Raw genomic sequence first — 13798 nt, forward strand, 5'->3', positions numbered from 1 at the left:
GGGCCTTAGCACACATGCCTGAACCAACCTCAACGGAGCTGCCCATTATGGCCGACGCCGCAACTTCGCCTGCGCCCAAACCTGAAGGGGCGACGGGTGTCCTCGTCCTGAGCAATGGCCACGTGGTCTGGGGGCGCGGTTTCGGTGCAGTCGGCGATGCCGTCGGCGAGGTCTGCTTCAACACCTCGATGACCGGCTACCAGGAAGTGATGACCGATCCTTCCTACGCGGGCCAGATCGTCACCTTCACCTTCCCCCACATCGGCAACGTCGGCGTGAACGACGAGGACCTTGAATCAAAGGTCGACGGCGCGCTCGGCTGCATTGTCCGCGAGGACGTCACGCTCGCCGCGAACTTCCGCTCGAGCGGTGAGTTCGGCGACTGGCTTGCGGCCAAGGGCAAGATCGGTCTTGCCGGCGTCGATACCCGTGCGCTGACCCGCCACATCCGCATGAGCGGCGCGCCCAACGCGGTCATCGCGCATGATCCCGAAGGAAACTTCGACATCGCCGCGCTCACCAAGAAGGCGCAGGAGTGGCCGGGCCTCGAGGGCATGGACCTTGCCAAGCTGGTCAGCCGTCAGATCGAGGAGAGCTGGGATGGCTCGACCTGGACGCTGGGCACCGGCTACGGCGCAGGCGAGGGCGAGGCGCGTCCGCACGTCGTCGCGATCGACTACGGCGCCAAGGACAATATCTTCCGCAACCTGGTGAAGGCCGGCGCGCGCGTCACCGTGGTTCCCGCAGAGACCTCGCTCGAGGCCATCCTCGCGCTCGAACCTGCCGGCGTATTCCTTTCCAACGGTCCCGGCGACCCGGCTGCGACCGGCGCCTACGCCGTGCCGGTGATCAAGGGCCTGCTCGAGCGCGACGTTCCGGTCTTCGGCATTTGCCTTGGCCACCAGATGCTGGCTCTCGCGGCGGGTGCCAAGACCGCCAAGATGTTCCAGGGCCACCGCGGCGCCAACCACCCGGTCAGGCGCAACGAGGACGGCGTCGTCGAGATCACCTCGATGAACCACGGCTTCGCGGTCGACAACAAGACCCTGCCGGACAACGTCGTCGAGACCCACGTCTCGCTGTTCGACGGCACCAACTGCGGCATCGCGATTACCGGCAAGAAGGCCTTCGGCGTGCAGTACCACCCCGAGGCGTCGCCCGGACCGCAGGACAGTTTCTACCTCTTCGAGAAGTTCGTCGGGATGCTTGGCTGAGAGCCGGCAGGCCTCGCCACAGCACAACCCGCATCCTGACAGAACCCCATAATCCAAGGCAGGACTGAACCATGCCCAAGCGTACAGACATCTCCACGATCCTCGTTATCGGTGCCGGCCCGATCATCATCGGCCAGGCCTGCGAGTTCGACTATTCCGGCACCCAGGCGATCAAGGCGCTCAAGGAAGAGGGTTACCGGGTCGTCCTGGTGAACTCGAACCCGGCGACGATCATGACCGACCCGGACATGGCCGATGCGACTTACGTCGAGCCGATCACCCCCGAGGTCGTCGCCAAGATCATCGAGAAGGAGCGCCCCGATGCGGTGCTCCCCACCATGGGCGGCCAGACCGCGCTTAACTGCGCGCTGGCGCTGTTCAACGACGGCACGCTCGAGAAGTTCGGCGTCAAGATGATCGGCGCGGATGCCGACGCCATCGACAAGGCCGAGGACCGCCAGCGTTTCCGCGAGGCGATGGACAAGATCGGCCTCGAGAGCGCGCGCTCGGGCGTTGCCCATACGCTCGACGAGGCCTTTGCCGTGCTCGAGACCACCGGGCTGCCCTCGATCATCCGTCCCAGCTTCACGCTCGGCGGCACCGGCGGCGGCATCGCCTACAACAAGGCCGAGTTCGAGGCGATCGTGAAATCGGGACTCGATGCCTCGCCCACCACCGAGGTCCTCATCGAGGAATCGCTGCTGGGCTGGAAAGAGTACGAGATGGAGGTTGTCCGCGACCGCAAGGACAACTGCATCATCATCTGCTCGATCGAGAACGTCGACCCGATGGGCGTCCATACCGGCGACTCGATCACCGTCGCACCGGCGCTCACGCTCACCGACAAGGAATACCAGATCATGCGTACCGCCTCGCTCGAGGTGCTGCGCGAGATCGGCGTCGAGACCGGCGGTTCGAACGTCCAGTTCGCGGTGAACCCGAAGGACGGTCGTCTCATCGTCATCGAGATGAACCCGCGCGTGTCGCGCTCCTCGGCGCTGGCGTCCAAGGCCACCGGCTTCCCGATCGCGCGCGTCGCGGCCAAGCTGGCCGTTGGCTACACGCTCGACGAGATCACCAACGAGATCACCGGCGCGACGCCCGCAAGCTTCGAGCCGACCATCGACTATGTCGTGACCAAGATCCCGCGCTTCGCCTTCGAGAAGTTCAAGGGCTCCAAGCCCGAACTCTCCACCGCGATGAAGTCGGTCGGTGAGGTCATGGCGATCGGGCGCAACATCAAGGAATCGATGCAGAAGGCGCTGCGTGGCCTCGAGACCGGTCTCGACGGCTTCAACCGCGTCGCCGAGCTCGAAGGCGCCAGCCGCGACACGATCACCGCCGCCTTGTCGAAGGCGACGCCGACGCGTCTGCTCAACATTGCCCAGGCAATGCGCGAAGGCTTCAGCGTTGAGGAGATCCATGCGATCACCTTCTACGAGCGCTGGTTCCTGCGCCAGATCGAGGAGATCATCGAGGCCGAGAAGGGCATTCTCGCGCATGGCCTGCCCAATGATGCGGACGGTCTGCGCCGCCTCAAGGCCATGGGCTTTTCCGACCACCGTCTCTCGACCCTCGCAGTGCGTTCGGTTCATGTCGCAGGCGGTCTCGCCGAGACCCAGGCGCGCCGTTCGGGCCTGCTGCACGACGCGCTGCGCGCGATGGCCGGTGCGACCAGCGAGGAGGAAGTGCGCGCACTTCGCCACAAGCTCGGCGTACGTCCGGTGTTCAAGCGCATCGACAGCTGCGCGGCCGAGTTCGAGGCGGTGACGCCTTACATGTACTCGACCTATGAGACCCCGATCTTCGGCGCAGCCGAGGACGAGGCCATGCCGTCCGAGCGTCGCAAGGTCGTGATCCTGGGCGGTGGTCCCAACCGCATCGGCCAGGGCATCGAGTTCGACTACTGCTGCGTCCACGCCTGCTTCGCGCTCGAGGAAGCCGGCTTCGAGACGATCATGGTCAACTGCAACCCCGAAACCGTGTCGACCGACTACGACACCTCGGATCGCCTCTACTTCGAGCCGCTGACGGCCGAGGACGTGATCGAGATCCTCAAGGTCGAGCAGAGCAAGGGCGAACTCGTCGGCGTGATCGTCCAGTTCGGCGGCCAGACCCCGCTCAAGCTCGCCAAGGCGCTGGAAGACGAGGGTATTCCCATCCTCGGTACCTCGCCCGACGCGATCGACCTTGCCGAGGACCGCGAGCGCTTTGCCGCTCTCGTCGACAAGCTCGGGCTCAAGCAGCCCGCCAATGGCATGGCGCGCAGCCGTGACGAGGCGGTCGCCGTCGCCAACCGCATCGGCTATCCAGTGCTGACGCGTCCCAGCTACGTCCTCGGTGGACGGGCCATGGAGATCGTCGACAGCGAACAGCAGCTCGACGACTACATCGCCACTGCCGTCCAGGTCTCGGGCGACAGCCCGGTCCTGATCGATCAGTACCTGCGCGACGCGATTGAGTGCGACGTCGATGCCCTGTGCGATGGCGATGAAGTCGTGATCGCGGGCGTGATGCAGCACATCGAGGAGGCCGGGGTGCACTCGGGCGACAGCGCCTGCACCATTCCGCCCTACAGCCTGCCTGCGGAGATCATCGCCGAGATGGAGCGCCAGGCCCATGCGCTGGCCATGGGTCTTGGTGTGCGCGGCCTGATGAACGTGCAGTTCGCGGTGAAGGACGGTGAGGTCTACCTCATCGAGGTCAACCCGCGCGCCTCGCGTACCGTGCCGTTCGTCGCCAAGGCCATCGGTCAGCCGGTCGCCAAGATCGCGGCCCGCGTCATGGCCGGCGAGAAGCTCTCCAGCTTCCCGCCGATCAAGCGCGAGCTCGACTACATGGCGGTCAAGGAAGCGGTGTTCCCGTTTGCCCGCTTCCCCGGTACCGATCCCGTGCTGAGCCCCGAGATGAAGTCGACCGGCGAGGTCATGGGCATCGACCGCGACTATCCGCGTGCCTTTGCCAAGGCGCAGCTGGGTGCAGGCATGCGCCTGCCGACCGAAGGCACGGTGTTCGTCTCGGTCAAGGACAGCGACAAGCCGCTGATCCTGCCCGTGGTGCGCCAGCTGCTCGACGAGGGCTTCAAGGTCATCGCGACCTCGGGCACGCAGGAATACCTGGCCGAGGCCGGGGTCGGCGTCGACCTGGTCAACAAAGTGGCCGAAGGCCGTCCGCACATCGTCGACAAGATCGAGGATGGCGAGGTGTCGATGATCATCAACACCACCGAGGGGTGGCAGAGCCTTAAGGACTCGCAGTCGATCCGTGCTTCGGCCGTGACCGCCAAGGTTTCGATCTTCACGACGGCAGCGGCCAGCGTCGCTGCAGCCGAGGCGATTGCGACGATTCGCGGGAGCCAACTTGAAGTGCGCTCGTTGCAGGATTATTATAACTGAAATCGATCTTGCCTTCCCACATCATTGCAGGTCGGAACCGGTCCCTCGGGGCATATGCCCGGGACCGGAGGGGAAACGAGTCCCCACCGTCCGAACGCGGGGCTAACGTGGGAGGCAACAGGAGGAAGAATTGATGGCCAGTGTTGAAAAGCTGCCGATGCTGGCGGAAGGCTACGAGAGGCTGACCGCCGATCTCAAGGCGCTGCGTGAAGAGCGGCCGCGCGTTGTCGATGCGATCGAGGAAGCGCGCGCCCACGGCGACCTTTCCGAAAATGCAGAATATCATGCGGCGAAGGAACGTCAGGGCCAGATCGAGGCCACTATTGGTGATCTCGAAGACAAGATCAGCCGCGCGCAGATCATCGACCCGACCACGCTGTCGGGCGACAAGATCATCTTCGGCGCGACCGTGACCCTGCTCGACGATGACGACAAGCCGGTGCGCTACCAGATTGTCGGGCCTTACGAGGCTGACGCGAAGGTGGGCCGGATCAGCTACAACTCGCCGCTGGGCAAGGCGCTGATCGGCAAGAAGATCGAGGAAGAGGTCGAAGTCACCGTTCCCTCGGGTGACAAGTTCTATCTTGTCCAGAAGATCGAATTCATCTGAATCGCGACCGGTCTGCCATGCGGATCGGGACTGCGAAACAGTAATTGATCAAAAGAAAAAGGCCGGCGGTGTGAACCGTCGGCCTTTTTCTTGTATCGTTGGCCTGTGCGGCCAACCTGCGGGGCAATCAGCCCTCGGGCAGTTCGGGCTCGAACAGCCGATGCAGGTGCACGATGACGTACTTCATTTCGGCATCGTCGACGGTGCGCTGCGCGGCCGACTTCCAGGCATCCTGCGCCGAGGCGAAGTCGGGAAACACGCCGACCATGTCGAGATCGTTGAGATCGACGAATTCATGGCTGCGCGGATCCTTGACCCGGCCGCCCATCACGAGATGAAGTTTCTGCTGCATGGGAAGAGCCGCTTTCCTGCTTGGGAGAGAGAGCCTGCCCTATAAGTTTGGATAGTACGAAGGGCAAGGGCCGATCTTGGCGCTTTCTGGGTCCTTACTGATCTTGCGAAGCATTAGCATTATGCTTTCCCGCCTGGCGATCATAAGTGGCTGGAATTATGCTGGTTCACGTAATCGGACATGCATTCTGTCCGTTTCCGAAGCAACAATTGCCCCGCTTGCCGATCACGCGCCGTGATTTGCATGCGGAGCAAGTGTGTCTCTTGGAGCGTGCGGGGCGCTTGTATCGCGCCGCGCATGCGTTGGTCAGCCTGCGACCTTCTTCTTCATCTCGACTGCCAGGTCGGCGACCTTGTGCGAGCCATCGGAGGCCACGTCGCCGAGGTGGGAGGCCTTGCGACCGGCGCTGTGGCTCGCCGCAGCAACTGCCGCGAGCGCCGCAGTGCCGATCTTCTGGAGGCGAGAGAGAGCCGCGTCGCTTGCCTTTTCGGCCTTGTCTCCGAAGCTGTGGGCACTTTCGAGTACGTCCTCACCCAGATCGTGCGCCTTGTCGCCCATGCGCTTGCCAAAGAGCATGGTCGAGGTTCCGGCGACTTCGGCGAGGCCGACGGCCTTGCTGGCGACGCCGCGCGTCATGCGACGCGGGAGCAGGGCGGTCACGAGTGCGCCTGCCGCGATCCCGCCAGCGACGGTCAGGACCGGATGGCGCTTGACGAAGCCGATGACCTTGTCGGAAGGGCGCTGTTCCTCAGCCTTCGAGGGCAGGGCGACGATGTTGCCCGGATTGGCGCTGGTTGCCGAGGTCTCGGGGGCTTGCGGATTGGTGTCAGTCACGTTCTGAGTCCTCCTGCGGTTCGGTCTCGCGACCGAAGATGCTTGTGATCAAATCGATGATCGGGCCTTTGAAAATCCAAAGCGCGAGGATTGCCAAGGTTCCGCCAACGATGGCGGGGCGCTCCTCCACTACGGCGACGGCCTCGTCGAAGCCTTCTTTCACGGTGGCGAGTGTTTCGTCGATGACGCGCCCGGCGACACCGCGCTTTTCCATGTCAGCCTTGATCGTGCCGTAGCGACTATCGAACTTGGCCTTCGCGGCATCGCGGGTGGCCCTGTCGAGGGCTACCTGGCTTGCTCCCCGGCTCATCGACCGTTCTCCCCGCCATCGCTGACCACGGCCTTGGTGGCGTTCAGCCGCGACTTCGCATTGAGTAGGCATACGAAGGCCAAAAGCAGCAGGCCTACGGTGACGACAGCCATCGAAGCCCATGGTCCGATCAGTCCGGCCAGCGAAATCACCAGTCCCACGATGAATGCGGTGACCGCAAAGAAGGCGAAAACCGCCGCTACGACGCACAGCGCCAGGATTTTCTTGGCCTGGCTTCCCGCATAAGCCGCACGCGATTTCTGAAATGCCAGTTCGGCCTTGGCCAGCGCGCTGGCTTCTTCGGCCAAACCGCGCAGGTCCTCGACCAGATTGGGGTCCTCGCCGGGCCGGAACTGGCGGGCTGGCTCCGGATCAGGAACGTAGCCGGGTTGTCCCGCACTCTCGAGCGGGGGCGTCGAGGCAGCTGCTGGTGTTTGCATGGGGCCTTTCAGTCTTGTCTTGTGCCCGTTGGTCGTGGCGGTGCCGGATCTTTCCAGGAGCCGTCGAAGCGTACTTCGGGGCCGGGGGACGACCCGCGGCTCCCGGTGGCTTGAGACGGCCTTCCCGGCCTTACTTGGCCCGCGTGAACAGCTTGCCCAGCACATAACCGGCGGCAACAGCCATGCCTACGGCAAGGCCCGGGCTCTCGCGCACGAAGGTCCTGGCGTCCTCACCCAGTTCCTCGAAGCTCTTCTCGTCGAGCTTGGTCGCAGCGTCCTTCATCGACTGCGAGGCGGTGCGGGCGTAGTCGCCGTACTTTACGCCGACCTTGTCGTCGATCGTGGCGGTGTTGTCGTCGATGACTTTCGACAGGCTGATGATGGCCGCGCTGGTGCGGGCCTTGCCCTCGACCGCGTATTCGCTCGCGCGCACCTTCGCGTCTTCGGCAAAGGCGCTGGCCTTGTCGCGTGCATCGTCGGAGCGGGTCTTGGCCTCACCGCCAAGCTCGTCCTTGGTCTGCGAGAACTTGTCCTTGCATTCGCCGGCAAGGGCGTGCGCACCTGCCATGGCTTCTTCCATTGCCTTGGTGAAATGGGTCTTGGCACCCTGTGCGCCGTTGGCGCCGGTGGCCTCGGGCCCGGTGGTGCTGGTGGGATCGACCATGGTTGATTCCTTCCTTTCCTTGCGAGCCGTGCCTTGTTCGGAGTCATCCCGGAACACGGCACGGACATGATATGTTATGCGGACAGAGTAACACAAGCTGCGCGTTACTTCTGCAACGCAACTTGTCACGCGAAGTTCCCCTGCTAAGACCGCCGCCAACGGTTGGGCACGATTACCCGCTAACCCGTCACTGGAGGAGAAAACCGAATATGACAGCGATCATCGACATTCACGGCCGCGAAATTCTCGACAGCCGCGGCAACCCGACTGTCGAAGTCGACGTCCTTCTCGAAGACGGCAGCTTCGGTCGTGCCGCAGTCCCCTCGGGCGCGTCCACGGGTGCTCACGAGGCAGTCGAGCTGCGCGATGGCGACAAGGGGCGTTATCTGGGCAAGGGCGTGCTCAAGGCCGTCGATGCAGTCAACAACGACATCGCCGAAGCGCTGGTTGGCCTCGATGCCGAGGAACAGCGCGAGATCGACCTCACCATGATCGAGCTCGACGGTACCGACAACAAGAGCCGTCTTGGCGCCAACGCGATCCTGGGCGCCAGCCTTGCGGTCTCCAAGGCCGCTGCCGCTGCCCGCGGCCTGCCGCTGTACAGCTATGTCGGCGGCGTCTCCGCGCATGTCCTGCCGGTGCCGATGATGAACATCATCAACGGCGGCGAGCATGCCGACAACCCGATCGACTTCCAGGAATTCATGGTCATGCCGGTCGGCGCCGACTCGATCGCCGAGGCCGTGCGCTGGGGCGCGGAAATCTTCCATACGCTCAAGAAGGGCCTGAGCGAGAAGGGTCTCGCGACCGCAGTGGGCGACGAGGGCGGTTTCGCCCCCAACCTTGCCAGCACCCGCGACGCGCTCGACTTCATCATGGCCTCGATCGAGAAGGCCGGGTTCAAGCCGGGCAGCGACGTCATGCTCGCGCTCGACTGCGCCTCGACCGAGTTCTTCCGCGACGGCAAGTACGAGATCTCGGGTGAGGGCCTCTCGCTCGATCCGGTGACCTTTGCCGACTACCTCGCCGATCTGTGCGATGCCTATCCGATCATCTCGATCGAGGACGGCATGGGCGAGGACGATTTCGAGGGCTGGAAGGCGCTCACCGACAAGATCGGGCACAAGGTCCAGCTGGTCGGCGACGACCTGTTCGTGACCAATCCCAAGCGCCTGACCATGGGCATCGAGCAGGGCCTTGCCAACTCGCTGCTGGTCAAGGTCAACCAGATCGGCTCGCTCACCGAGACGCTCGAGGCAGTCTCGATCGCCAACCGCGCGGGCTACACCGCGGTGATGTCGCACCGTTCGGGCGAGACCGAGGATTCGACCATTGCCGATCTCGCGGTCGCGACCAACTGCGGTCAGATCAAGACCGGATCGCTCGCGCGTTCGGACCGGCTCGCCAAGTACAACCAGCTCATCCGCATTGAGGAAGAGCTGGGCAAGGCGGCACGCTACGCCGGTGCGGCAGCCTTCGGGCGCCTCTCCAAGTAAGCTGTCTTAATGGTCCCGGTCGCGCCGTCTGGTGCGACCAGTGACCACAAGGAAATGACGGGCGCCGGAACCTCGGGGCAGGTTCCGGCGCCCTTTTCGCACCCTCGCTCCGGGGCTCGGTGGCCGGAGCAGGAACCCTGGGGGTACAGGGCCTAACGGCCGTTCGCAGCTTCCGACAAAGGGGCATCCAGAAGAACGACGGACCGGGACGAGGAGGCGAAATATTCGAGCATGGCCTGGTATCCGCGTGCGCTCAGCTTGACGTAGACGCGGCGGGCATCGCCGGGGTCGGCTTCGCGCAGCAGCAGTCCCTGGCGTTCCAGGATCGCTATCCAGCGCAGGGCCGTGGTCGAGGGAACGGCCGAACCGATGCACGCGCTGGTGACCGAGACCCGGCGGCGTTCCTTGGCGGCGATGAAGAGGTCGAGCAGTATGTCCCAGGCCGGTTCGCCGAAGAGATCGTCGGACTGGAATATCTTGGTGCGCCGCCGCCGATCTTCGTAGCTCTGCCGGGCAAGCTCGACCCAGATCGGGTGGTCCTGACCTGCGACGGTCTTGCTAGGCTTGGTGAGCGAGGCTGCCTGCCCCACCGCCTCGAGCGCAGCGAAATCGCTGCCCACGGCTTGTCCCATTTCGAGTTCGCGCGCCATGGCGAGAAGCTCGTTGGCGATGCCGATCAGGCGAACGGCCTTCGCCTTGTTGCGCATCAGTTGGTTCGCGTGTTCCATGTTTCAGAATCACCGCCGTAATTCTGCAAGTCATGACCAGATGCATGATGCCTGCCGCCGAGATCGAGGTATGGCGCAAGAGTTCGCCCAGAACGGTCGCGTTCGTTCATGCCGGGCGCTGCAATGACAGCATCCCGGCCAATCGAACGCCTTGTCCTGCGCTTGATCCCCACCATCGAAATCGAGATAAACACGGTGACGCGGCGGCGTCTCGCGCAGGTTAGTCCGTTGCGGAGTTAGTTCGGGTCAACCGGTGGCGCGCACAAAGCTCGCAGATTGCCGCGTCGAGATGCGCGGCGGCGAGGTTCTCGTCGTTGCGGTCGAGCCAGCGCAGCTGCGCTTCAAGTTCCATGATCCGCTTACCTAGGTCCGTGTCCATAGTCTTCCAACTGTTCGGGGGCAGTCGTGGTGCGACCCATCGACGCGCAATTGTGGCGGGGACGGTACGTGCTCGATTTGCTGCGCCTGGGCGCGGCTTTAAACATCCGTTTCAGACCGTGATCCCGCCCGATTACACCGCTGTAACCGCATTTCACGCTCAGGTGATTGCGATTATGGCGCTGGCCGATTGCGGGACAGCGGCGCGTGCGAATGTTAATTGACGCGTCCTGCTGCGCTCTTCGACTGATTTCAGGAGACCACAAACCGAACCGCCCGGCCCGACGTGCCAGGGGGCTGGCAGGTCGAACCGGGCGGCGGGGATAAACCCTGGCACGATGCGCAGGCGCGCATCGCAGCAACTTGAGACCGTCAGGCGAAACGGGTCTTGAGGTCGTAGAGAGCGATTGCAGCCTTGGCTGCCTCGCCGCCCTTGTCCTTCTGCGCAGCGTCGGCGCGCACCAGCGCCTGTTGCTCGTTCTCGACGGTGAGGATGCCGTTGCCGATGGCAAGGCCGTCCATGGTCATGGCGAGAATGCCGCGGGCGGATTCGCCAGCGACGATCTCGAAGTGGTAGGTCTCGCCACGGATCACGACACCGATGGCGACGAAGCCGTCGTACTGGTCGCTGGCATCGGCAAGTGCGATGGCAGCCGGGATTTCCAGTGCGCCGGGCACGGTGATGACCTCGGCCTCATGTCCGGCAGCCTCGAGTGCGGCCTTGGCGCCGGCGATCAGCATGTCGTTGAGATGGTCGTAGAAGCGGGCTTCGACGATAAGAAAACGTGCCATTGTCGATTGCTCCTCAGGCCTGGTTCGACGTGATCGGGCGCTCGCCGGCGATGTTCAGGCCATAGCCCTCGAGCGCAACGAGCGAGTGGTGGGTATTGGTGAGCAGGACCATGTCGTGCACGCCGAGTTCTGCGAGGATCTGTGCGCCCACGCCATAGTCGCGCAGTTCCTCGAGATCGGGATTGGCCCCGTCGCGGTACTGCTGCTTGAGCTCCATGACACGCGACATGAGCGTGTTCATCGGCCGGTTGATGACGACGATCACGCCCGCACCTTCCTCAGCGATCAATTCCATCGAGCGATGCAGCAGATCGCCGCGATCCTGCGATTCCTCGCCGAAGGCATCGACGAAAAGCGAGAGCGTGTGCATGCGCACGAGCGTCGGCTTGTCCGGGTCGATGCGGCCCTTGATCAGGGCCATGGTCTCGTCGCCGGTCGCCTTGTTGTAGTAGCTGCGCGCAATCCACTGGCCGCCATAGCGGCTGTTGAACGAAATCTCGTTCTTCTTCTCGACCATGCGGTCGTGCTTGCGGCGATAGGCGATGAGGTCGCGGATCGTGCCGATCTTGAGGTCATGCAGGCGGGCGAAGGAGACCAGGTCGTCCATGCGCGCCATGGTGCCATCGTCCTTCATGATCTCGCAGATCACGCCCGAGGGGTTGAGGCCGGCGAGGCGCGAGATGTCGACCGCGGCCTCGGTGTGGCCGGTGCGCACGAGCACGCCGCCGTCACGGGCACGCAGCGGGAAGATGTGGCCCGGCGTGACGATGTCGTCGCGGGTCTTGGTGCCGTCGATGGCGACCGAGACGGTGCGCGCGCGGTCTCCTGCAGAGATGCCGGTCGTTACGCCTTCGCGCGCTTCGATCGAGGTGGTGAAGGCGGTCTCGTGACGGGTGCCGTTGTTCTGGCTCATCAGGTCGAGGCCCAGTTCCTCGACGCGCTTGGAGGTGAGCGAGAGGCAGATGAGGCCGCGGCCGTGCGTGGCCATGAAGTTGATCGCGGCGGGAGTGGCCATCTGCGCGGGGATGACGAGGTCGCCTTCGTTTTCGCGGTCCTCGTCATCGACGAGGATGAACATGCGACCGTTGCGGGCTTCCTCGATGATCTCCTCGATGGATACCAGAACCGGGCTCTCGTCGTTGGCGAACAGCACGCGTTCGAGCTTGGCCATTGTCTCGGCGGTGGGGTTCCAGTCTTCCTCGGTGCAGTCGCGCAGGGTATTGGCGTGCAGACCGGCGGCGCGGGCGAGTCCGGCCTTGCTCATGCCTCCCTCGGAGACGAGCTTTCGGACCTGTTCGATAACGTTCACGTGCATGGCAACCTGTACTCACATTGCAATGTGCGGCTGCATGAACCTTCTCACATTGCAATGCAAGGGTAACTTTGCACAGTGCCTGACGGTGCTGGAGATGTCCGCAGACCGGATGCCCCGCGAGCCCCTGAGCTGAGGCGCGACCGAGCTTGCGTCACCGTCAATCCAGAAGTGTTGGCAGTCAAAGGGCCGTGGACGCGATACTCGCTACGCGGCTACTTGGCATAGGCGCGGCGCGTTTCTGCGCGCTGGTTCTTGTGCTGTTCGAGCTCGCGCAACGAAGGCACGTGGTTGTCGATGACGTCGGCGAGCACCGCGCCGCGCTCACCCGGCGGGCGGTCGCGCCCCTTGGTGGTGTCGAGGAATATCTGTCGTTCCAGCTCTGCATTGAGCAGGGCACCGAGCAGGATGCCGTAGGCCGAGAGGTAGAGCCACATCAGGAAGACGACGATGGCCGAGAGCGATCCGTAGGTCGCGTTGTAGTCGCTGATATAGGCGACGTAGAGCGAGAAGCCGAAAGAAACGGCCATCCATAGGATCGTCGCGAGGATCGCGCCCGGTGCGACCCAGCGCCACTTGGCCGGTCGTCGATCGGGGCCGTAGCGCATGATCAGCGCGAAGCCGCAGGTGCCCAGGATAATGGCCGCGCCCCAAGTGATGAACTTGAACAGCGATGCTGTCGAATCGCCTAGGAAGTAGGACGCCTGACTTTGCAGCCATGCGAAGACACCGCCGGCAAGCACTCCGGTGAGTGCGATCCCGATTGCCGCGACGGTCAGGCCAGCTGCCTTGAGCGAGACCTTGATGAAGCCGCGTGTCTCGTGCTCCTCGTTGATGATGTTCAAGGCGGTGATCATGCCGCGCGCCGCGCGCATCCCGCCGAAGATCGCGAAGAACAGCGCGATGAACAGGGCAAGGCCCGTGACGCCCGAGCTCGTCGAGACGATCTGGATGAGTTGCTGCTCGAGCACGCGGGCGACCTCGGGCGGGACGACCTCGACCATGCTCTGCATCTGGTGACGCACCGTCTCCGCATTACCGATGAGGCCGTAGATCATGACGGTCGCGGCGATGAGCGGGGTCAGTGCGAGGAAGCAATAGAAGGCCAGCCCGCCACCGATCAGGCCCAGTTCGTGAAATCCTGCCATCACCCAGACGCGCTTGAGCACTCGAATCCAGGCAGAGAAGGGGACCGAGGTGGGCCAGTTGGCATCTGCGCCGGGCGGAGCTTCGTCTGGAAGATCGTCGATATTCATGGCAGGTACGAGTCTCC

Annotated in this window: 14 protein-coding genes; 4 read left to right on the plus strand and 10 right to left on the minus strand. The window is 63.8% G+C overall.

Features of this window, described 5'->3' with window-relative positions; genetic code table 11:
• The first annotated feature begins 47 nt into the window (after positions 1-47).
• From carA to greA, 3 genes are all read left to right on the plus strand, one after another.
• Positions 48-1214: a glutamine-hydrolyzing carbamoyl-phosphate synthase small subunit gene (gene carA, locus I5E68_RS09000; RefSeq protein WP_197163060.1), complete on the plus strand. Its 1167-nt coding sequence runs from the start codon at positions 48-50 to the stop codon at positions 1212-1214.
• A 71-nt stretch (positions 1215-1285) separates the two neighbouring features.
• A complete protein-coding gene (carB, locus tag I5E68_RS09005) occupies positions 1286-4609 on the plus strand; it encodes a carbamoyl-phosphate synthase large subunit (protein ID WP_197163062.1) in 3324 nt (1107 codons plus the stop codon).
• 133 nt (positions 4610-4742) lie between these two features.
• Positions 4743-5219 carry a transcription elongation factor GreA gene (greA, locus tag I5E68_RS09010; protein ID WP_197163065.1) on the plus strand — a complete coding sequence of 159 codons (477 nt, stop codon included), beginning with the start codon at positions 4743-4745 and terminating at the stop codon, positions 5217-5219.
• 127 nt (positions 5220-5346) lie between these two features.
• Here the strand turns inward: greA and I5E68_RS09015 are convergent, their stop codons facing one another.
• From I5E68_RS09015 to I5E68_RS09035, 5 genes are all read right to left on the minus strand, one after another.
• Positions 5347-5571: a DUF4170 domain-containing protein gene (locus tag I5E68_RS09015; RefSeq protein ID WP_197163067.1), complete on the minus strand. Its 225-nt coding sequence runs from the start codon at positions 5569-5571 to the stop codon at positions 5347-5349.
• Between the two features lie 306 nt (positions 5572-5877).
• Positions 5878-6405 (minus strand): hypothetical protein, encoded by a 528-nt coding sequence (locus I5E68_RS09020; RefSeq protein WP_197163069.1) that lies wholly within the window; start codon positions 6403-6405, stop codon positions 5878-5880.
• Positions 6398-6715 (minus strand): hypothetical protein, encoded by a 318-nt coding sequence (locus I5E68_RS09025; RefSeq protein ID WP_197163071.1) that lies wholly within the window; start codon positions 6713-6715, stop codon positions 6398-6400. The genes I5E68_RS09020 and I5E68_RS09025 overlap by 8 nt, the downstream gene beginning before the upstream one ends.
• Positions 6712-7023: a phage holin family protein gene (locus I5E68_RS09030; RefSeq protein ID WP_267449821.1), complete on the minus strand. Its 312-nt coding sequence runs from the start codon at positions 7021-7023 to the stop codon at positions 6712-6714. The genes I5E68_RS09025 and I5E68_RS09030 overlap by 4 nt, the downstream gene beginning before the upstream one ends.
• 262 nt (positions 7024-7285) lie before the next feature.
• Entirely contained in the window at positions 7286-7819 is a 534-nt protein-coding gene (locus I5E68_RS09035; RefSeq protein WP_197163075.1) for a hypothetical protein, read from the minus strand.
• 209 nt (positions 7820-8028) lie between these two features.
• On the opposite strand from I5E68_RS09035, the gene eno reads away from it, so the two are divergent.
• On the plus strand, positions 8029-9315 hold the full coding sequence (gene eno, locus I5E68_RS09040; protein ID WP_197163077.1) for a phosphopyruvate hydratase: 1287 nt from the start codon (positions 8029-8031) through the stop codon (positions 9313-9315).
• A 152-nt stretch (positions 9316-9467) separates the two neighbouring features.
• Here eno and I5E68_RS09045 read toward each other — a convergent pair whose 3' ends face one another.
• The 5 genes from I5E68_RS09045 to I5E68_RS09060 all read right to left on the minus strand — a co-directional run bounded on the left by I5E68_RS09045 (position 9468) and on the right by I5E68_RS09060 (position 13781).
• Complete coding sequence (locus I5E68_RS09045) at positions 9468-10043, minus strand: winged helix DNA-binding protein (protein WP_197163079.1); 576 nt, start codon at positions 10041-10043, stop codon at positions 9468-9470.
• A gap of 220 nt (positions 10044-10263) precedes the next feature.
• The gene (locus I5E68_RS20270; protein WP_267449823.1) at positions 10264-10395 is read right to left on the minus strand and encodes a hypothetical protein; all 132 of its coding nucleotides are present in this window, start codon (positions 10393-10395) and stop codon (positions 10264-10266) included.
• Between the two features lie 398 nt (positions 10396-10793).
• Complete coding sequence (gene ribH, locus I5E68_RS09050; RefSeq protein ID WP_197163081.1) at positions 10794-11213, minus strand: 6,7-dimethyl-8-ribityllumazine synthase; 420 nt, start codon at positions 11211-11213, stop codon at positions 10794-10796.
• A 13-nt stretch (positions 11214-11226) separates the two neighbouring features.
• Complete coding sequence (ribB, locus tag I5E68_RS09055; protein WP_197163084.1) at positions 11227-12528, minus strand: 3,4-dihydroxy-2-butanone-4-phosphate synthase; 1302 nt, start codon at positions 12526-12528, stop codon at positions 11227-11229.
• Between the two features lie 212 nt (positions 12529-12740).
• The gene (locus I5E68_RS09060) at positions 12741-13781 is read right to left on the minus strand and encodes a YihY/virulence factor BrkB family protein (RefSeq protein ID WP_197163086.1); all 1041 of its coding nucleotides are present in this window, start codon (positions 13779-13781) and stop codon (positions 12741-12743) included.
• Positions 13782-13798: the final 17 nt, after the last annotated feature.

Source organism: Novosphingobium aureum (genome assembly GCF_015865035.1).
Classification (GTDB): domain Bacteria; phylum Pseudomonadota; class Alphaproteobacteria; order Sphingomonadales; family Sphingomonadaceae; genus Novosphingobium; species Novosphingobium aureum.